The organism is Herbihabitans rhizosphaerae (genome assembly GCF_004216555.1).
In the GTDB taxonomy this organism is placed as follows: Bacteria; Actinomycetota; Actinomycetes; order Mycobacteriales; family Pseudonocardiaceae; genus Herbihabitans; species Herbihabitans rhizosphaerae.
Genome location: NZ_SGWQ01000006.1, coordinates 271,451 through 290,503 on the forward strand (window position 1 = coordinate 271,451; position 19,053 = coordinate 290,503).

Consider the following 19,053-nt stretch of genomic DNA (forward strand, 5'->3'; position numbering starts at 1 on the left):
CACCGCCACGCCCAGCCACCCAACACCAGCCACAAAGATCAACATCCGGCAAACCAAGATCACCCGACCAAGATCACGAAAGATCGAGGCTAATGCGCCGTAGCAACTCCCGTGAAGACCACCAGGCGAGTCGGCGAATGCGCTACCATTGCGCCATGCCATTTGCCAAAACGACAGGCAATTCGAATGAGCGACTCGCTCGTGTCGAAAATTCTGTGCTAACAGAGTACGGGTTCTTCATGATGTCGGGCGACGGTAAGCCGATACAGGAACCTGGCCCCGGTTTCGCAGCTAGACCATTGCAGTTGTGCACGGCGTACGAAGACACTCTCTACTTTCACAGCTATCCAGACATGCAGGATGTGACGGTTATCGTCGAAACGTGGCGGTCTCAACCGCCACTGGAGGCTCTCAACGAAGTCAGTGATGAGGAGCAAACCGTTACAGCTGTCTTTAGCTCCAACTCGGTTTCGATTGGAGCATTCGGTGATGATATCTCAGGTATTCCGCTTGCGCGGCCTGGCCGGCAAAAGATCCTAGTGCGCTGCAATGGCCGAGAAGAGGCGCGCCAGCAGTATTTCGCTGACCCCGCAGTCCAGCTCGATGGCGTCGAGGCGTGGGTGATTCGGCTGTGGCCGTCGGGCGACTAAGACCAAGGGGCGTTTGCGCAGAGTCGCAAACGCCCCTTGGGGGAGTGAGGCTACCGTTCGATCTTAACCTGGAACTTATCGCCGTCGAGAATTCGATCCTTCTTGTAGAACGCACCTAGCTTGCCGCCCGCGCTTGAGTTTTGAATAGCATCAAGCGGCCACGCCGAGTACAAACCACGTGAGGCGCCTTCGTACGTGGTGGCGAATGGGTACTCGTCGCACGAATTTCCGTCATCTGGATAATCTGGGTCGTAAGCTCGGCACGTTTTGACTGCCTCCGCTCGGTTCAAGCGCCTGATCTCACTGTCGCGGGTCCTTGAGAGGTAAGTCTTGCTTTGAAATTTGCCAGGGACGGTCTTTCCTTCCACGAATGGCAGTGTGGTGTCCGGCTTTTCGAAGGCTCGCTCAATATGGTCAGCAACGGCTATGTGGAGGCTACCTTCACGCGCACTGTACGCATGATAAGGGATTACATCATTGAAGACGCACGCGTCCGTTCCGCCGATCTCTGGATCGGTTTCTACCTTTGTCGAGTCGCAGCGAACCGGGACGCCGCCGATCGCGTCCTGCGTACCACTACCGATCATGGTTATCTGGTTCTTCACGCGGTTTTGTGCTACCCGGTCTCCGGGTGCTCGTGCCGGGACTACCGACTCGATCTCATGATAGACAGGAGGTTCGGCGCCCGTGCCGCCCCCTTCACGTTCCCAGTCCCGCAATGTCATAGTTGGCGAACCCTTGCTGTCGACATTGCACGTACCTGCAGTGTCAGCTGCTGGTGTGCAGTTTGTGTGGAACCGGAAGTCGTATCCAAGCAGGCGCTCGCTGCCACTGACTTGATCGATCATGAAATAGATCCGAGTCTTCCGTGATGATTCGGACGATTGTCCGATCCGAATCAGTCGTGCCCGCGCTTTCGATCCATCATGGCTAATTCGTATTTCCATGGCTTGGCACCAGTCGTAGTGATTACGAATCCAGCCAGCCTCGCTTTGTGTCTGGTCTCCAAGCTTATCGGCGCGTCTTCGGCACTCCTCGAGAAAATGGCGGTCAAGCCCGAGGTCGTTGTTGATGTTACTAGGCTTCGGCAAGGTTGGATCGGGGTTCGGGTCCGATGCGCTGCTTCTGTAGTAGCGTCCCGTCTTTTCGGCGTGCGCAAAGATTCTGTTCGGGTCGAGGGCTTCGTCGTCTGTCAGGAAATCCGGCGGGTAACCGTTAACTGCGGCAAGCGAAAGTACCTCTACCGTCGGCCAGGATGCTGGTTGAGACGGTTGGACAGCCACTGCAGCCCCTTCGACCCAGAGGGTCAGTGCAATGACGCTTCCTATAGTCGCCATAATGCGACGTTTCATTATTTCCTCCGATAACAGGTCGTATGAGGTGTGAAGCTTCCAATTGCCCTATTACCACCACCCAAGTGCGCGCTACAATAACGACGTTGTCAGCCGTCATCGCACAATCTTTGTCGATACCCGTGGCAGGGTGCGAGCGAGCCGAATTCCACGGACTAGTCGGCGCCAACCTTCTTCCGTTCACGTGCCAAATAGGCCGAGCTGCCCAAACCTCATTGCTACATACCCCAGTCCCCAGTCAGAGAGCTTTGACAATCACCCTCATCGATCAGCACGCTACAGCCAACTCTGCGGACTCCTCCATACGCCAGACGGGTGACAGTGCTGGCCAGGCAGCGGCACCGGGGCGAAAGCCCACACAACTTGTCCAAATTCGTCGCTATAGCGTCAAACCACACCTAGTTGATCACCGCATGAACTCCTCAGCAGTCCGCACGAGGAGTTCACGCGCCTGGTCACCCTCGACCGCCACGCGCCAGAGCCGATCGGTGATCTTCATGTAAGTGTCCACACGATCGGGTCGGAGATCGTGTACTCGACGTCGACCAACTCGACCATCACAAGTTGGTCGACGACCCAATACCCATGTGTCAGGACGTGGGGCATCCGGGTCCGCGCGGGCAGAATGCCGAATCGCACGTTCGGCGTGCCGATCGCCGCGATCAGCCGATGGACCTGGCCCACCATCACCTCAGGCGGTGCGATCGGGTGCAACAAGTGCTGACTCGGACATCAGGATCTCGATCGACCGGCCGGGCTCGAACAGGACCTGCTGGCGACGCATCCGGGTGCGCACCGCCTCGGTGAACTGGCCAACTTCTTCACAGCGCCGTCGCGCCTCGTCCGGCAGCAGGTCGTCATCGAGCACGCCGGCATCGACGTCGGCGATTCCGGTGGCCGATAAGCACGGGTTTCGAACTTGGTCAAATCACCCGCTGCGGCCACGGCGATCGTGCTTGACTCGCGCCCGGTGATCGAGAGTCCGGGGAGGGACCATGGGGAGATCGGTGAAGATCAGTGCGTTCGCGGTGCTCACGGCGGCGGTTGCCGCTGTCGCGGTACTGACACCGGCGTCGGCTGAGCAGGCGGCGGCGTTCGAGCAGGTGCCGAGCCCGAACCCGGCGCCGACGGCCGACAACAACCTGCACGGCGTGTACGCGGCGGCCCCGGACTCGGTGTGGTTCGTCGGCCAGACCGGCGGCACCGCGCCACTCATCGCGCGCTGGAACGGCACCGAGGTGACCACCGTGCCCGCCTCGCGGACACCCGGCTCCAAGTCCGGCCTGGTCGCCGTCGACGGCACCGGCCCGAACGACGTGTGGGCCGTCGGCTCGGTGATCGGCGACGTGCCGGGCACCGGCACCGATTCCTTGGTGCAGCACTGGGACGGCTCAGCGTGGCGCCGCGTGCCGAGCCCCAACGTCGGCGCGGACGGCGATTCGACCACGCTCACCGGCGTCGACGCCCTGGCCCCCAACGACGTGTGGGCGATCGGCATTCACCGCGCGGCCGACGGCGGCGACAACACGGTCGTCATGCACTGGGACGGCTCGGCGTGGACCCTCGTGCAAACCGCGTGCTGGCCCAGCCTGCGGGGCATCACCGCGGTCAGCCCCACCGACATCTGGCTGATCGGCGCGAGCAGCTGCCACTTCGACGGCACCACGTGGACCAACACGTCGCTCGGCGATCTCGCCCGGTTCCCGCGAGTGCCGGTCATGGCGGATGTGGCCGTGCTGAGCCCGACCGACGCGATCGCCGTCGGCTCGTCGACCTACCCGTGCGGCGGCGCGTTCTGCACCGACCCGGAGTTCGCCAGGTGGAACGGGACGCGGTGGCAGCGCACGATCATCGGGCGCGACTCGAAGCTCACCGCCGTGCACCCGTTGTCCCCCAACGATATCTGGGCCGTCGGCACCGCCGGTGTGCTGCACTTCGACGGCAGCACCTGGACACCCGTGACAGCACCGGCCGGCTCGCTCGCCGGCGTCACGGCCGACTCGTCCGGCACCGTCTGGGCAACCGGGGCGACCGGGCGCCCCGCCACCACCGTCGTGCTCAGGTCCACGCCGTAACGGGAAGCGCCCCTGAACCGGCCCCTACGCACGGGTCCAACCGAGCTACCGCGGGTTACCGTCGATTCGACGGGTTCCAACCGCTCAGCTGGGAGGCACCGTGCGGAAGTCCATGGACATCGCAGTGCTCACGCTCGTCACCGTCGCGGCGGCGACACTCAGCGCGATGGCGCCCGCCTCGGCCGGCGAAACCGAGTTCACGCGGGTGCCGAGCCCGAACCCGTCGGATACCACGAACACCCTCGCCGGGGTGTACGCGGCGGCACCCGACGCGGTGTGGATGGTCGGCGACACCGGCTACACCGACGCACTCATCGAACGGTGGAACGGCCGCGTGATCGAGGTGGTCCCCGCCGCCCCGACACCCGGCCGGAGCGCGAGCCTGCGCGCCGTGGACGGGACGGGCCGTGACGACGTGTGGGCCGTCGGCTCAGCGGCCGCCGACACCTCGGGCATCGGCACGGACACCCTCGTCCAGCACTGGAACGGCACGGCGTGGAGCCGGGTGCCGAGCCCCAACCTGGGCGCCGACCGCGACGCGACCAGGCTGTTCGACGTCGAGGCGATCGCGCGGGACAACGTGTGGGCGATCGGCGGCCATACCGCGGCGGACACGACGACGTCCACCCCTGTGGTGATCCACTGGGACGGCACGGAATGGCGCGTCGTGCCGACCGGCTGCCGCTCGGCGCACAGCATCGCGGCCCGCACGGCGACCGACATCTGGATCGCCGGCAGGACGATGTGCCACTTCGACGGCAGCACGTGGACCGTGCACGACCTCGGCATGGTCGGCCCCACCCGGATCCCGAGCCTGACCGACATCGCGATGGTGGGCCCGGCCGGGGCGATCGCGGTCGGGTTGTACACCGCGCCGTGCCCACCCCGGGCGTGTTACGGCAGCGAGGTCGCCACCTGGGACGGCACTCGCTGGCAGTCCACGATCGCGAGCAACGAGGAGAGGCTCGTCTCCGTGCACCCGTTGTCCCCCAACGACATCTGGGCGGTCGGCTCGACGGGCGTTCGGCACTACGACGGCAGCACGTGGACCACGGTGGCCGGCACCGGGGGCGCCAACGGTGACATCACGGTCGACCAGACGGGCACCGTGTGGGCGGTCGGACCGACCTACGGCATCAAGACGACGGTGCTCCGCCGGCCCCGGTGACGTCCTCCGCGGCCTGATCGAGCGACGCCCGGACGGCGGCGCCGACCGAGTCCACCGACACCTGATCCTGTTGCTTGGTAACGAGATTCCGGATCGTCACGCTGCCGCCGTCCCAGTCCTCACGGCCGACGATCACCACCACGCGCGCGCCGGCCTTGTCCGCACGGGTGATCTCCTTGCCGAGCTTGCGCGGCTCCAGCGGGGTCGACGTGCGTAGTCCGGCGGCGCGCAGCGAGCGGGCCACCGACCGGGCCGGATCGGCGAGGTCCGCCTCCACCGGGATCACCACGACGTCCACCTCGGCCAGCGGCTCGGGCAGCAGCCCGTGCGTGCCGAGGAAGTCGATCAGCGTCACGTCGCCCATGCCGAACCCGATGCCCGGGATCTTCTGTGCCGAGTACAGCCCGACGAGGTTGTCGTAGCGCCCGCCACCGAACAGCGAGCGGTTGTTCTCGGGGCTGGTGTCGAACACCTCGAACACGGTCGAGGTGTAGTAGTCGAACCCGCGCACGATCATCGGGTCGAACTCGACCAGGCCGGCCGCGTCGGTGACGAGCACCTTGGCCAGTTGCGAGTTTTCCCTTACCGCACTGGGGATCTCGTCCAGCACGGCGGCGCCGCCGGCGAGCGTCTCGGCCAGCCGGTCGAACTGTTTGTCGGTCACGCCCAGCGCGCCGGCGTCCTCGGCCAGCTTCTCCCGTGGGTACTTCTCCCAACGGTCCACAATGGACGAAACGCCGCGCAGCAGGCTCTCGTCCAGCTCCACGATGTCGGTCAGGATGCTGGACAGCAGCACCCGGTCGGACACCCGCAGCCGCCACATGTCCGGGGTCGCGCCGATGCCGCCGAGCATGTCGTGGATCAGCTCGAAGATCTCGATCTCACACGACGGGCTCTCCGAACCGAAGATGTCGGCGTTGATCTGCCAGTGCTCGCGCACCCGACCGCGCTGCGGCCGCTCGTACCGGTGGCAGTTCGGGTTGCTGTACCAGCGAACCGGGAACTGCAGCTTGCCGGCGTTGCCCGCGATGATCCGCGCGACCGACGGCGTCATCTCCGGGCGCAGCGCGAGCCGCCGCCCGCCACGGTCGGTCAGCGTGTACAGCTGCTGCTCGACGATCTCGCGACTCGACTTGGCCTCGTAGATCTCGATCGGCTCGAGCACCGGCCCGTCGTAGCGCTGAAACCCGCGGCTCTCCAGCACGCCGTACAGCCGCTCGTAGACCTGCGTGCGCACGGACATCTCCGGCGGCAGGAAATCCCTGGTCCCCCGGTACGGGGTGGTCGGCAAGTATTCGGGCACGTCAGCCAGCTTAACGCCCTCGCACCAACCGATCTCAGCATGCTGGCAACCCCGTCGGGGCCCAGCAAGTTCTACCGGTTCGCGTTCGATGAGCAGAACCGGTCAATGACTTCGGCGTCGGCGCGAGTACGTGGTTCCTGCGGCTCCTGATCACCAAACGCGTACGGGGTCAATGTGGACAGTTGACTCGCCGTTCGTTCAAGTTCCTGGCTACTCAAGGGCTTCACGCCGTCAGGCGACCACTCCTGATCCGGTCAATTCCGACCTCGCTGGCCAATTCCCGCCGAGCCGCTGGATTCGCGGCATAGAAGCGCATCGCGTAGTAGAGAACGGCCGGGTCCGCCGACAGGTACACGCCATGGATCCGAACAGTGGGAGCCGCCTTGAGCTCTGGTTGCCGCCACAGCCAGGTCGTCCGCTCGAACACAGCCGCTTCCGGCGCCGTTGGAACCACCTCGATGACGTGGCCATGGCGTTGGTCCTCCACGGCACGCACTGACGCACAGCCATCCCACGAGATTGAGCAGCGGAAGGCCCACGACCTGTGCTGGATTCCCGACTGGGTAAGCAGCACAGAGCCACGCCGGAACCTCCCAGTTATCACTTCTTTGAGTGACCACGCCATGTAGATGGCGACGAGCAGGCCGGCAATGAGCAACAGCAGGTCCTCCGCCGCGACTCCTGCATTGAAATCGAGTGCGAATACTCCGATGAGAACCAGGCAGGCCGACAACACCAGGAGACTTGCTGGCCAGATCAGCATCAAAATGTAGTACGCCGAAGAATACGGAACCATCATCCCGGAGGCGGCCCCAACCTCGCCGAATACCTTCGTCCTGGCGCGACGTCGTGAGGCGATTACACCTATGAGCCCCACGCCGAACACCGGCGTGAGGACGACGCAGACCAGTGCGAAGTACACCGCGCGCCATCCATCCCCATTCAGCAGCGCATGCAGGCCAGCGGCCACGAAGATCAGGAGCAACACCAGAACGAACAGGACGATGCAGACTCGGCGCACCATCCTTGAATCGTGCCATTCGACTGGCCATTTCAGTTCTTCGCCAGCACGCATACGACGCCTTTCAGCCGAACAGAGAGTTCCACACCTTCTTGGCTGCGCTCCCAACCGCATTGACCGCGTCGCTAGCGGCATTACCCACCGCCTTGACACCGTCCTCGATTCCCTTTTTCAAACCATCAGGCAGTGCATCGTAGACATAGTCGAGTCCAACTCCAACACCCACTCCGATTGCGACGGCGCCACCGGCCACCCAACCAGGTGGGCCACTGGCCAGGGCAATCGCAGCGCCGCCGGCAGCCATTCCGCCGAGACCGGAGATGATCGCTTTCCCCGCCGGCTTGCCGTTCGCAATATCGTATCCAATACCGCCGGCCGTAATTGCCCATCCTAGTCCTGGCAGCTTGCTGAGCACACGGCTTCCGATATTGCCTGCTCTCCTCGCGGTATCATCGGCTGCTTGTTGCGCAGCCATCTGCTCGGCATGAGCTACCTTTGCGGAGGGACTGAATGGCCCCAACTTCGCATCCGCCGCATAGCGCTTCGCCCACGTCTCCGCCACGCCCTTGAGACGGTCCGATTCCTTGACCAAGTCGTTCCGTATTGACTTGCCATACGTCTCGACAAGGTTCTTGCCGAACTCGGATGCAACGAAGTACTTCTTTCCCCAAGCGTCCTTGCCAACATCGCTGAAATACCGTTTGGCGCCATCCCACACCTTTCCCGCGGTCGACGCTTCCTCCTTCGCCGCGTTGAAGGCTTCAACCTTGCGCGCATGGATCTGCTGGGCTGCGACGGCGTCAGCGTGAGCCTTGGCCTGCTGAGGTGTGGCTGTGCCGTCGGCGGGCAGCGACTGCGGCGCCGTCGGAGCCGAGCCAGGCTCGAGGATTTGCGTACCGTTGATCTCCAACCCGCCGTCGCGAGCAATCTGCCTGGCTCGCGCCATACCGGCCTGCGAGGTATGTAGATCGTCGGCGACACGGTGGAACGACTGCCCCATCTTCGCAGTGTCGGTCGCCACCTCGTCAACCCTGCGGGCTCCGCCGCTCATCATCGAGCGAAAACGTTCCCCAGCCGCACCGTCCCACGTGCGCTCCGACTCGACACGAGCTTTATGCATCTGCGTGCCGGCATCATGCACGCCCTTCGCGAGCATGTCCGCGAGCCATCTTGCTGCCCCTCGAATACTGTCAGGGCTTCCAGGAATGTTCGTTTCGATTGTCATTCTTGCCCCAGTTACAGATCATTTAGGCCCGTCAACGCTCGATACGGTCCGGGCCACCGCATCGTCAGTCTGAAAATAGCTCTTGCCGCTCACGTTTACCGCCTCGGCGGCCGCACCTGTGCCGAGAACGATCTCACCCGCAGCCCCGGTCAGTTTGCTGATCATCTGTGCGAGATCGCCACTCAGGTCACCGGCATCCGGCATGCCCGGCGCCGAGGGCGCGAGATTGTTCAAGTCTTCGCTCGCTACGCCGAGCGCTTTTCCGGCGGCGCCCACACCGGAAACGGCGACCTGATATCCCTGCCCATCCATGTCAGCCAGCCCCCTGGTGCCTATGCTCCGCTGGGATCTCAACATCAAGAAGAACGACGTCGAATCGCGCCCATCGATCGATCTCTTCCAACTTGTCAGTCGCCAGCACCACCCATGGCTGATCAGGGCCACACAGGTTTACCAGCCGATCTAACGCTGAATAGGTAAGCAGGGCGCGTCGACCATCGCTCATCTGGCGGAGCTCTATTTCAGGATCCCCACCAGGCTCAGGTACTGCACTGACCGGAAGGTATACAACTGGCGGAAACGGTACACGGCCGCTCGATGTCAGCGCTTCAGACATTTGCACCGGTTCGAATGTGGATGCCACTCAACGACCCCCATACGTAGAGTTCACTCTCCGTACCTGATAGTAGTGGCGATCACCTGGCTGTCAACCGCGGCGTACTTCACGTCTGAACGCACGAGCCGGGGTGTCCACTGTGGACACCCCGGCTCGGCGAACTCGTTGCTATTTCAGGTACTTCTGGCCCTGGGTCACGGCGGACCAGGCGTCCACGATGCCCCAGCCGTAGAACCCGTTGAAGCCCTGCGAGCCCTCACACGTCGCCGTGAAGGAGTCGTCGCGGCCTTCCTTCTTGTAGTCCACGGTCGGCGGGACCGGGCACGGCGTCTTGGCGGCGGTGCCCTCGAGCACCTTCTGCACCGTGTCCGGGCTCATCGAGACGTTGCCGCCCTGCTTCTTGCCGAACTGGCTGACGATCAGCGCCGCCACACCGGTCGCGTGCGGGGACGCCATCGAGGTGCCCTGCGAGTACGCGTAGAAGCCGCACTTGCCGTCCTGCTTGCACGCCTTCTGCACGCCCTCCTCGACACCCTTGGGCGTGATGTTGCCCTGGGCGTCGATGGTTCCTTCCTCGACACCCACGTTCTGCGGGTACACCGAGAGGATCAGGTTCTCGTTGGTGTTGAACCACGGCGTACCGACGTAGTCGCGGAAGAACCCGCCCGGCGCGGACACCGAGATCTGCTCAAGCCCGTAGTTGGAGTAGTCGGCCTTGCGCTGCGACGGCCCGAGCGCCGAGACGCCGATCGTGTGCGGCCCCTCCAGCGGCATGTCGTGGCAGGTGGCGTTGTCGATCTCGCGCGGGTACGCGCCGCCGGCCGGGAAGTTCGGGCTGTCCTCGTCCGTCGGCGGCTTGCCGTTGTCGTGGTGCCCGTTGCCCAGCGCCACGACCTGGGTCACGCCCTTGCCGTACGCGTAGTTCAGCGCGCGGAACAGCGCACCCTTGATCAGCCGCTGCTGCGCCTGCAGCTCCGGCGCGTCGGCCGGGTTGGCGTCACACAGGTACGCCCACGGGTCCACGAAGAACGACATGTTGATCACGTCGAGGCCCGCGTCGCCCGCGTAGGTCATCGCGTCGACGACCGGCTGCAGGAAGAAGAACCCGGAGTCCTGGCCACCGCGGATGTTGACCAGCGTCACGTTCGGCGCGACACCGGAGATGCCGAAGCCGTCCGCCGCCGCCGCGATCGTGCCGGCCACGTGCGAACCGTGCCCGCCGCCGTCGTGGTCGACCGGGTCGACGCAGCCGCGGAACTCACACGGCCCGTCCACGATCTGGCCGAGCTCGTCGGTCGGGATGTCGCGGGTGAAGTTGCGCGAAAGGCCCTTGTCGAAGTTGGGCGCGATATCCGGGTGGTTGCCGTCCACACCGGTGTCCAGCACGCCGACCTTCACGGCCCTGTCACCGGGCTGCTTGGTGCGCGCGAGATCCGAGCGCACCATCTTCAAGCCCCACAGCTTCTCGTCCAGCGGGTCCAGCCCGGCCTGGGCCTTCTTCGCCACGGCCGGGTTGCCGGCCGCCGAGCGCGCCTTGCCCTTGTTCTCCTTCTCGACGACCTTGTCGTCCTTCGGCTTGCCCTTCGGGGCCTGACCGATGGACCGGGTCGGCGCGACCTCCTTGATCGCGGAGGAGCGGTTGCCCTTCACCTTCGCCGCGAACCCGTCGCGCGGCGCCGAGACGGTCAGCAGGCCGACGGCCTTGTTGCTGGCCACCACCGTGCCGCCGGCCGCCCGCGCGGCGTTCTCGGCTGCCTCGACGCTACCGCCGTCGGCGACCAGGACGTTGAATTCCGTTGTCGGACCTGTTGGTTGAGCGGCCGCGTCCGGCGCCGCGTTCGCACTGGTCGCCACAAAGGCGAGACCAGCGACGAGCGGCGCGGTGAGCGCGGCGGCCAACACCGATTTGCGCACCTTCACGAATTTCCCTTTCGATGTTCGTGAAACAAAGGGGTGTTGCTACTTGAGAAACTTGCTTCCCTGAGTGATCGCGGACCACGCGTCGACGATTCCGTGACCGTAGAAGCCGTTGAACTCCTTCGTGCCCGCACAGGTCGCGGTGAACGTCTCGTCCCGCCCCTCGTTCAGGTAGTCCACGGTCGGCGGAACGGGGCACGGAGTCTTGGAAGCCGTTCCCTCCAACACCTTCTGCACCCGGTCCGGCTTCAAGCCGAACTCGCCGCCCTGGTTCCTGCCGTACTGGCTGACGATCAGCGCGGCCACACCCGCGGCATGCGGAGAGGCCATCGAGGTGCCCTGCAGGTACTGGTAGAAACCGCAGGTCCCGTCCGCCTGGCACGCTTTCTGCACACCGGCGTCGATGCCCTTCTGGGTGACGTTTCCGGCCTCGTCGATCAGACCCTCCGCGATTCCCACATTGCGCGGCAACGTCGACAGGGTCATGTTCTCGTTCGTGCGGTGCCACGGCGTGCCGAAGTAGTCGCGGAAATACCCGCCGGGCGCGGAAACGGAGATCTGCTCCAGCCCGTAGTTCGAGTAGTCCGCCTTCTTCTGCGACGGCCCGAGCGCCGAGACGCCGATCGTGTGCGGGCCCTCGATCGGCAGGCTCAGGCAGCTCGCGTTGTCGATCTGCCGCTGGTACGCCCCGCCGGCCGGGAAGTTCGGGCTGGACGCGTCCGGCTGCGGCTTGCCGAGGTCGGAGTGCTGGTTGCCGAGCGACACCACCTGGCTGACGCCCTTGCGGTACGCGTAGTTCAGGCCACGGGTGACCGCGGTCTTGATCAGCCGCTGCTGCTCCTGCAACTCCGGCGCGTCGGCCGGGTTGGCGTCGCAGTTGTACAGCCACGGGTCCACGAAGAAGGACATGTTCACCACGTCCAGCCCCGCGTCACCGGAGTACACCATCGCGTCCACGACCGGCTGCAGGAAGAACGAACCGGAGTCCTGGCCGCCACGGATGTTCACCAGCGTCACGTTCGGCGCGACACCGGAGACGCCGAAGCCGTTGGCCGCCGCGGCGATCGTGCCGGCGACGTGCGTGCCGTGGCCGCCGTCGTCCCAGTTCGCCGGGTCGACGCAGCCGCGGAACTCGCACGGCCCGTCCACGATCTGGCCGAGCTCGTCGTTCGGGATGTCGCGGGTGAAGTTGCGCGACAGCGCGGCGTCGAAGTTCGGCGCGATGTCCGGGTGGCTGCCGTCGATGCCGGTGTCCAGCACGCCGACCTTCACCCGCTTGTCACCGGGCTGCTTGGTGCGCGCCAGGTCCGAGCGCACCATCTTCAAGCCCCACAGCTTCTCGTCCAGCGGGTCCATCGTGGACGCCGCGGCACGCGCCTGTGCCGGGCTCGCCGTGGTCGCGCGCGCACCGCGTTCGGTGGCGTCGCGCTTCGGCTTCACCGGGGTCCTCGGCGCGTGCCCGATCGCCTTGGCCGGCGCGACCGCGCTGACCGTGGCCGCCCGGTTGGACTTCAACCGCTCGGCGAATCCGGTGCGCGGCGCGGACACGGTCAGCAGGCCGACCGCCTTGTTCACGGTGACGACCGTGCCACCGGCCGCGCGCACCGCGTCCACAGTGGACTCAACACTCGCGCCCTCGGTCACGAGAATGTTGAAGTCCGTCGCCGCGCCGGACAGTGCGGCCGCCGGCGCCGCCGAGGCAGTGTTGTTCACTGCCACGACGACGAGACCGGCGACCAGCGGCGCGACGAGCACCGCTGACATGAGTGATTTGCGAACCCTCATGCGTGTTGCCTCTCTCTATTCGGTTGGTGCAGGGTCCCCGACCGGTCTTTTGAGAGGTGTCACCTCACGGAACGACCTGGCGCTCCTCGGCGAAGTGGCAGGCGCTGTCGTGCCCGCCGAGACGCGAGATCAGCTCCGGCTGCTCCTCGGCGCAGAGGTCCTGCGCCTTCCAGCAACGCGTGCGGAACCGGCAGCCCGACGGCGGGTCGACCGGGCTCGGCACGTCGCCCTCGAGCCTGATCACCTGCCGCTGCCCGCGCAGCGACGGGTCCGGCACCGGCACCGCGGACAGCAGCGCCTGGGTGTACGGGTGCGTCGGGTGCTCGTAGATCTCGGTCTCGGTGCCGATCTCCACGACCTTGCCCAGGTACATCACCGCGACCCGGTCGGACAGGTGCCGCACCACGCCGAGGTCGTGCGCGATGAACATGTAGGACAGCCCGAACTCGTCCTGCAGATCGCCGAGCAGGTTCATCACCTGCGCCTGGATCGACACGTCCAGCGCGGACACCGGCTCGTCGCAGATGATCACCTGCGGCCGCAGGGCGAGCGCGCGGGCGATGCCGATGCGCTGCCGCTGACCGCCGGAGAACTGGTGCGGGTACCGGTTGATGTGCTCGGGGTTCAGCCCGACCACGTCCAGCAGGTCCTGCACCTTCTGGCGGCGCGAGGCCTTCGGCGCCACCTCGGGGTGGATCTCGAACGGCTCGCCGACGATGTCGCCGACCGTCATCCTCGGGTTCAGCGAGGTGTACGGGTCCTGCAGCACGATCTGGATGCTGCGGCGCAGCTTGCGCAGCTCGGAGCCGCGCATCTTGAAGATGTCGCGCCCCTCGAACGTCGCCGAGCCGCTGGTCTGCGGCACCAGCCGCATCAGCACCTGCGCCAGCGTCGACTTGCCGCAGCCGGACTCCCCGACCACGCCGAGCGTCTCGCCGCGCTTCAGGTCGAACGACACGCCGTCGACGGCCTTCACATGGCCGACGGTGCGCTTGAACAGGATGCCGACCTGGACCGGGAAGTGCTTGACGAGATCACGGACCTCGATGATCGACTCGCCGCCGCCCGGTGTCGCATCTGACTGGATCGCCTCAGACACGGTTGACCAACTCCTCCGCGAAATGGCATGCGCTGGTGCGGCCGAGACCAAGATCCTTGGACTCGGGCAGCTCCACGGTGCAGATGTCCTGTGCCCTGGGGCACCGGGGTGCGAACGGGCAGCCCGGCGGGATGTTCAGCAGGCTCGGCGGCAGACCCTTGATCGTGTTCAGGGTCTGGCCGCGCTGGTCGAGCCTGGGCATCGAGTCCATCAGCGCCAGCGTGTAGGGGTGGCCCGGCATGCGGTACAGCTCGGTCGCCGCCGCCCGCTCCACGATCCGGCCCGCGTACATGACCGCGATCTTGTCCGCGACCTCGGCGACCACACCGAGGTCGTGGGTGATCAGGATCAGGCCCATCTGCCGCTCGACCTGGATCTCCTTGAGCAGGTCCATGATCTGCGCCTGCACGGTCACGTCGAGCGCGGTGGTCGGCTCGTCGGCGATCAGCACCTCGGGGTCCAGCGCCAGCGACATCGCGATCATCGCGCGCTGCCGCATACCGCCGGAGAACTCGTGCGGGTACTGCTTCACCCGCCCCTTGGCGTTCGGGATCTTCACCATGTCGAGCAGCTCGATGGCGCGTTTCTGCGCCTCCTTGCGCGACATGCCGCGCCGCAGCCGGAGCTGCTCGCCGATCTGGAACCCGACGGTGTAGACGGGATTCAGCGACGACAGCGCGTCCTGGAAGATGATCGAGATGCCCTCGGCGCGGATCTCACGCCTGCGGGTATCGCTCAGCTTGAGCAGGTCCTCACCGTGGTAGCGGATCTCGCCGCCGGTGATCACACCAGGCGGCATATCCACGATTCCCATGATCGCCTGCGCGGTGACACTCTTTCCGGAACCCGATTCTCCAAGCACCGCAAGGGTTTCACCGGCGTGCACGTTGTAGCTCACGCCGTTGAGGACCTTGGCGACACCGTCGGAGGTACGGAACTCCAACCAGAGGTCGTCGACCTCGAGGAGGAGCTCGGAATTCGAGTGGTCCCCGTTCGAATAGTCCACTGTGGACATGTGGTGGGTACTCCTACCGTAGCTTCGGGTCGAGTGCGTCGCGCACGGCGTCGCCGAGCATCACGAATGCGAGCACCGTGAGCACGAGGAAGCCGGCCGGGAACAGCAGCAGGTGCGGCGCGTGCTGGACGTAGTCGCGGGACTCCGCGATCATCACGCCCCAGGAGATGGCCGGTGCGCGCAGCCCGATGCCGAGGAACGACAGCGTCGCCTCGACGCCGATCGTGGCACCGAACAGGATCGTCGCGTACACCATCACGGGTGCCATGCAGTTCGGCAGCATGTGCTTGGTGATGATCCGGAACGAGTTCGCGCCGAGCGCGCGGGCCGCCTTCACGTAGTCCTGCTGCTTGGCCGAGATCGCCGCGGAGCGCATGATCCGCATCGCGACCGGCCAGGTCAACGCGGAGATCACCAGCACCACCACGATGACCAGGCCGAAGGCGCTCTTCAAGCCCGCGGCACGGAACGCCGACAGGATCACGATCGCGCCGAGTACGAACGGCAGGCCGAAGAACACGTCCCCGATGCGGGACAGGATGCCGTCCAGCCAACCGCCGGCATAGCCGCCGATGACACCGACCGTGCCGCCGATCAGGACCGTGAGCAGACTCGCGAAGAAGCCGACCAGCAGCGACCACTTCGCGCCGTGCGCGACCCCCGCCATGATGTCGCGACCCTGGAAGTCGTAGCCGAACCAGGCGTCCGCGGACGGCTTGAGCATCTGCCGCTGCAGATCCTGGTGGGTCGGGTCGGCGGAAGTGAACATCGACGGGAACACGGCCAGGATGATCATGAACGTGATGATCACCATCGAGATGATGAAGGTCGGCCGCTTGCGCAGGTTCCGCCACGCGTCCGACCACAGGCTGCGTGACTTGCCGGTGGTGGGCTCCGCGTGCTCGGCCGCGGTGACGTAGGCGCCTGCGCTGTCCACCGCGGTGCTTGCCGCTGTCGGGTCACTCATAACGGATCCTCGGGTCGAGAACGGCGTACAGCAGGTCGATGAGCAGGTTGACGATCAGGAAGACGATCACCAGCAGGACCACGACGCCGGTGACCGTGATGTTTTCCTTCTGCAGGATCGCGTCGTAGGTCATCTTGCCGATGCCCTGGATGCCGAAGATGCCCTCGGTCACGATCGCGCCGCCCATCAGCGAGCCGAGGTCGGTGCCCAGGAAGGTGATCACCGGGATCATGGAGTTGCGCATCAGGTGCACGCCCACCACACGGCTGGGCTTGAGGCCCTTGGCCACCGCGGTGCGCACGTAGTCGGAGCGCTTGTTCTCCATGAGCGACGTTCTGGTCAGCCGTGCCACGTAGGCCAGCGACAAACTGCCGAGCACGAAGGCAGGTAGCAACAGTTCGCCGAGCGTCGGGTCGCTGGACACGACGGGATCGACCCACTCGAGCTCGAAGCCGAGCAGGATCTGCAGCGCGAAACCGGTGACGAAGACCGGCAGCGAGATCAGGAACAGCGTCGAGACCAGGACCAGATTGTCCAGGAAGCCCTTGCCGCGCAGGCCGGTGAGGACGCCGGCGATGACACCGATGATCGCCTCGATGACCACCGCGAGCGCGGCCAGCTGAACGGAAACCGGATACCTCAGCGCGATGAGCTCACCGACGGAGTTGCCGTTGTACGTCTCCCCGAAGTCGCCCTGCACCAGGTTGCCCAGGTACTGGAAGTACTGGCTGAAGATGTTGTCGTCCAGGTGGAACTTCTCGTTCATCTTCGCGATGAACCCGGGCTCGCACGGCCGTTCGCCGCACATGCCGGCGAACGGGTCGCCGGGTACCGCCCAGACGAGTACATAGATAAGGAACGTCGTTCCTAGGAATACCGGGATCAGCTGAAGCAGCCGCCGGATGACGTACCGGCCCATTGACCTCTCTTCTCTCCTTCATCGCACCGGGGCTGGCCCACAACGCTGTGGGCCAGCCCCGTACCTGTTTGCGATCAGGCGACCTCGACCGTGAGGAGGTCCAGTTCGCGCTGAGGCGTCATACGGACGTTCTTCAGCTTGTTGGACCAGCCGTACTGGACGGAGGTGTTCCACAGCGGGATCGCCGGCATGTCGTTGGCGATCATGCCTTCGGCCTCGTGGTACAGCTTGTCCGCTTCCTGCTGGCTCCGGGCGTACGCCACGTCGCCCTCGGCAAGCTTGGTGTCGACAGCCCTGTTGGAGTACGCACCATCGTTGGAAGATCCGCCGGTCTTGTACAGCGGGTTCAGGAAGTTTTCCACGTACGGGTAGTCGGCCTGCCACCCACCGCGGTAGATCGCGGTGTGCGAGTGCGCGTTGGTCTTCTGCCGCATCTCACCGAAGGTCTGCACCGGGACGAAGTTGCACTCCCGGCCCAGCGCGTTGCGGATCTGGCCGCACGCCGCCGTCGCCCACTCGCGGTGGCCACCGTCGGCGTTCGAGGTGATCTCGATCGCGCCCTGGTAGCCGGACTTCTCGAACAGCTCCTTGGCCTTCTGCGGGTTGTACTCGCAGAACTCGCCGCAGCCGCCGTCGGACCAACCGGGCAGACCCGGAATGCCGTAGCCCTTGACCGGCTTACGCGTACCGGCGAACACCTTCTCGGTGATCTCCTGCCGGTTGATCGCCATCGAGATCGACTTGCGGAAGTCGGCGTTGGAGAACTTCTTGTCGTACAGCGGGAAGACGATGATCTGGATCGCCAGGTTGTCCTGGTTCCCGTTGCGGTCCTTCAACTCCGTCTTGTAGAGGTTGTTCACCAGCTTCGACGGGGCGACCGTGTCGATGAAGTCCAACTCGTTGGAGCGCACGGCCGCGTAGCCGGCCTCCAGGTCCTTGCCGAAGTCGAACTTGGCCTTCTTGATCTTCGGTTTGGCGCCCTGGTACTCCTCGAACCGCTCGACCTTCACCTCGCGGCCGGGCACGCGGGAGGTGAACTTGAACGGCCCGTTGCCGATCGGCTTCTCCTCGAACGCCTTCGGGTCCTTGAAGAACGAGTCCGGCAGCGGCGAGTACACGCCGTAACCGATCTTGAGCTTGAAAACGCCGTGAGATTCGGTGAAGTCGACGGTGAACTGGTAGTCGTCCACCTTCTTCAGGCCGGACATCTTGTCCGACTTGGGCTCGGGCGCCTTCTGCGGACCGTCCTCGTCCGGGTCGGAGGTGTGCACGTCGTCGTAGCCCGCGATGGCGTCGAAGAAGCTCGAACCCTGCTGGCCGTTCTTCGAGTTGGCCGTGTAGTTCCAGGCGTTGACGTAGTTGTCGGCCTTGACGTCGGTGTTGTCGTGGAACTTCCAGCCCTTCTTCAACACCACGGTCATCTTCTTGCCGTCAGGGGTGATGTCCACCCTCTCGGCGTTGGCCATCTTCGTCTCGTTGGTCACCGGGTCGTACTCGGTCAGGCCGGTGAACAACATGTCGATGATCTTGCTACCACCGGTCTCGGTGGTGTTGCCCGGAACCAACGGGTTCTCCGGCTCGGTGCCGTGCACGGAGACCTCATGGGTCTCGTTGTTGGCTCCGCTGCCGCTGCCGCTGTCACCGCCGCCGCCACAACCGGCGACAGCGAGCGCGACCGAAACCGGCAGCGCCGTCAAGGACAGTGCACGTCCTTTTCGCATGTGTGCGTCCTCTCCCACTTACATGGCGGCTCGCCTTACGCGAGCACAGCCCTTACCGGTGACGGGAACTCACGTCCCAGACCGTAGTGAGGGACCGTAATCCGGACTGAGGGCTAAGCCACACCGGAGCCGGTCACAAAGCCGTCACGATGCGGCCCTGTCAACCGATTTACCCGAGTTCACTACGGTTCGTGTCCGCCCGCGTCCTCCTGGTATCGCA

General features: G+C 65.0%; 18 protein-coding genes. 3 read left to right on the top strand and 15 right to left on the bottom strand.

Annotation, left to right across the window (positions count from 1 at the left end; all coding sequences use genetic code 11):
* Positions 1-155 precede the first annotated feature (155 nt).
* Positions 156-650 (top strand): hypothetical protein, encoded by a 495-nt coding sequence (locus tag EV193_RS19675; protein ID WP_130345636.1) that lies wholly within the window; start codon positions 156-158, stop codon positions 648-650.
* A 50-nt stretch (positions 651-700) separates the two neighbouring features.
* Here EV193_RS19675 and EV193_RS19680 read toward each other — a convergent pair whose 3' ends face one another.
* From EV193_RS19680 to EV193_RS33415, 3 genes are all read right to left on the bottom strand, one after another.
* A complete protein-coding gene (locus EV193_RS19680; RefSeq protein WP_130345637.1) occupies positions 701-2,002 on the bottom strand; it encodes a NucA/NucB deoxyribonuclease domain-containing protein in 1,302 nt (433 codons plus the stop codon).
* A 495-nt stretch (positions 2,003-2,497) separates the two neighbouring features.
* A complete protein-coding gene (locus tag EV193_RS19685; RefSeq protein WP_130345638.1) occupies positions 2,498-2,689 on the bottom strand; it encodes a hypothetical protein in 192 nt (63 codons plus the stop codon).
* A gap of 4 nt (positions 2,690-2,693) precedes the next feature.
* Positions 2,694-2,870 carry a hypothetical protein gene (locus EV193_RS33415; RefSeq protein ID WP_165401422.1) on the bottom strand — a complete coding sequence of 59 codons (177 nt, stop codon included), beginning with the start codon at positions 2,868-2,870 and terminating at the stop codon, positions 2,694-2,696.
* 127 nt (positions 2,871-2,997) lie between these two features.
* On the opposite strand from EV193_RS33415, the gene EV193_RS19690 reads away from it, so the two are divergent.
* Both EV193_RS19690 and EV193_RS19695 read left to right on the top strand, forming a co-directional pair.
* Complete coding sequence (locus EV193_RS19690) at positions 2,998-4,077, top strand: beta propeller repeat protein (RefSeq protein ID WP_130345639.1); 1,080 nt, start codon at positions 2,998-3,000, stop codon at positions 4,075-4,077.
* A gap of 112 nt (positions 4,078-4,189) precedes the next feature.
* On the top strand, positions 4,190-5,245 hold the full coding sequence (locus EV193_RS19695; RefSeq protein WP_130345640.1) for a hypothetical protein: 1,056 nt from the start codon (positions 4,190-4,192) through the stop codon (positions 5,243-5,245).
* Here EV193_RS19695 and hisS read toward each other — a convergent pair.
* The 12 genes from hisS to EV193_RS19755 form a co-directional block, all read right to left on the bottom strand.
* Complete coding sequence (hisS, locus tag EV193_RS19700) at positions 5,214-6,548, bottom strand: histidine--tRNA ligase (protein ID WP_130345641.1); 1,335 nt, start codon at positions 6,546-6,548, stop codon at positions 5,214-5,216. The genes EV193_RS19695 and hisS overlap by 32 nt on opposite strands.
* Before the next feature lie 223 nt (positions 6,549-6,771).
* Positions 6,772-7,572: a hypothetical protein gene (locus EV193_RS19705; RefSeq protein ID WP_130345642.1), complete on the bottom strand. Its 801-nt coding sequence runs from the start codon at positions 7,570-7,572 to the stop codon at positions 6,772-6,774.
* 61 nt (positions 7,573-7,633) lie between these two features.
* Positions 7,634-8,725 (bottom strand): hypothetical protein, encoded by a 1,092-nt coding sequence (locus EV193_RS19710; RefSeq protein ID WP_130345643.1) that lies wholly within the window; start codon positions 8,723-8,725, stop codon positions 7,634-7,636.
* Positions 8,726-8,812: 87 nt separating this feature from the next.
* Positions 8,813-9,106, bottom strand: a complete 294-nt coding sequence (locus EV193_RS19715) for a hypothetical protein (RefSeq protein ID WP_130345644.1) — start codon at positions 9,104-9,106, stop codon at positions 8,813-8,815.
* A gap of 1 nt (position 9,107) precedes the next feature.
* Positions 9,108-9,410, bottom strand: coding sequence for an SAV_915 family protein (locus EV193_RS34575; RefSeq protein WP_341273182.1), 303 nt, complete (start codon positions 9,408-9,410; stop codon positions 9,108-9,110).
* A gap of 168 nt (positions 9,411-9,578) precedes the next feature.
* The gene (locus tag EV193_RS19725; RefSeq protein ID WP_423202190.1) at positions 9,579-11,330 is read right to left on the bottom strand and encodes a S8 family peptidase; all 1,752 of its coding nucleotides are present in this window, start codon (positions 11,328-11,330) and stop codon (positions 9,579-9,581) included.
* A gap of 39 nt (positions 11,331-11,369) precedes the next feature.
* Positions 11,370-13,091, bottom strand: a complete 1,722-nt coding sequence (locus EV193_RS19730) for a S8 family serine peptidase (RefSeq protein WP_130345645.1) — start codon at positions 13,089-13,091, stop codon at positions 11,370-11,372.
* An 85-nt stretch (positions 13,092-13,176) separates the two neighbouring features.
* Positions 13,177-14,211 (bottom strand): ABC transporter ATP-binding protein, encoded by a 1,035-nt coding sequence (locus EV193_RS19735; protein WP_278044192.1) that lies wholly within the window; start codon positions 14,209-14,211, stop codon positions 13,177-13,179.
* Entirely contained in the window at positions 14,204-15,226 is a 1,023-nt protein-coding gene (locus EV193_RS19740; protein WP_130345646.1) for an ABC transporter ATP-binding protein, read from the bottom strand. The genes EV193_RS19735 and EV193_RS19740 overlap by 8 nt, the downstream gene beginning before the upstream one ends.
* Positions 15,227-15,239: 13 nt before the next feature.
* Positions 15,240-16,193 carry an ABC transporter permease gene (locus tag EV193_RS19745; protein ID WP_130345647.1) on the bottom strand — a complete coding sequence of 318 codons (954 nt, stop codon included), beginning with the start codon at positions 16,191-16,193 and terminating at the stop codon, positions 15,240-15,242.
* Positions 16,186-17,112, bottom strand: coding sequence for an ABC transporter permease (locus EV193_RS19750; protein ID WP_130345648.1), 927 nt, complete (start codon positions 17,110-17,112; stop codon positions 16,186-16,188). Before EV193_RS19750 ends, EV193_RS19745 begins: the two co-directional genes overlap by 8 nt.
* Positions 17,113-17,186: 74 nt before the next feature.
* Positions 17,187-18,833, bottom strand: coding sequence for a peptide ABC transporter substrate-binding protein (locus tag EV193_RS19755; RefSeq protein ID WP_130345649.1), 1,647 nt, complete (start codon positions 18,831-18,833; stop codon positions 17,187-17,189).
* Between the last annotated feature and the right edge of the window lie 220 nt (positions 18,834-19,053).

What these genes read in the sequence shown, in the direction of transcription:
- EV193_RS19675 (WP_130345636.1), top strand. Translation starts at nt 156, where the DNA reads ATGCCATTTGCCAAAACGACAGGCAATTCGAATGAGCGACTCGCTCGT.
- EV193_RS19680 (WP_130345637.1), bottom strand. Translation starts at nt 2,002, where the DNA reads ATGAAACGTCGCATTATGGCGACTATAGGAAGCGTCATTGCACTGACC.
- EV193_RS19685 (WP_130345638.1), bottom strand. Translation starts at nt 2,689, where the DNA reads ATGGTGGGCCAGGTCCATCGGCTGATCGCGGCGATCGGCACGCCGAAC.
- EV193_RS19690 (WP_130345639.1), top strand. Translation starts at nt 2,998, where the DNA reads ATGGGGAGATCGGTGAAGATCAGTGCGTTCGCGGTGCTCACGGCGGCG.
- EV193_RS19695 (WP_130345640.1), top strand. Translation starts at nt 4,190, where the DNA reads ATGGACATCGCAGTGCTCACGCTCGTCACCGTCGCGGCGGCGACACTC.
- EV193_RS19705 (WP_130345642.1), bottom strand. Translation starts at nt 7,572, where the DNA reads ATGGTGCGCCGAGTCTGCATCGTCCTGTTCGTTCTGGTGTTGCTCCTG.
- EV193_RS19710 (WP_130345643.1), bottom strand. Translation starts at nt 8,725, where the DNA reads ATGCTCGCGAAGGGCGTGCATGATGCCGGCACGCAGATGCATAAAGCT.
- EV193_RS19715 (WP_130345644.1), bottom strand. Translation starts at nt 9,106, where the DNA reads ATGGATGGGCAGGGATATCAGGTCGCCGTTTCCGGTGTGGGCGCCGCC.
- EV193_RS34575 (WP_341273182.1), bottom strand. Translation starts at nt 9,410, where the DNA reads ATGTCTGAAGCGCTGACATCGAGCGGCCGTGTACCGTTTCCGCCAGTT.
- EV193_RS19730 (WP_130345645.1), bottom strand. Translation starts at nt 13,091, where the DNA reads ATGTCAGCGGTGCTCGTCGCGCCGCTGGTCGCCGGTCTCGTCGTCGTG.
- EV193_RS19740 (WP_130345646.1), bottom strand. Translation starts at nt 15,226, where the DNA reads ATGTCCACAGTGGACTATTCGAACGGGGACCACTCGAATTCCGAGCTC.
- EV193_RS19745 (WP_130345647.1), bottom strand. Translation starts at nt 16,193, where the DNA reads ATGAGTGACCCGACAGCGGCAAGCACCGCGGTGGACAGCGCAGGCGCC.
- EV193_RS19750 (WP_130345648.1), bottom strand. Translation starts at nt 17,112, where the DNA reads ATGGGCCGGTACGTCATCCGGCGGCTGCTTCAGCTGATCCCGGTATTC.
- EV193_RS19755 (WP_130345649.1), bottom strand. Translation starts at nt 18,833, where the DNA reads ATGCGAAAAGGACGTGCACTGTCCTTGACGGCGCTGCCGGTTTCGGTC.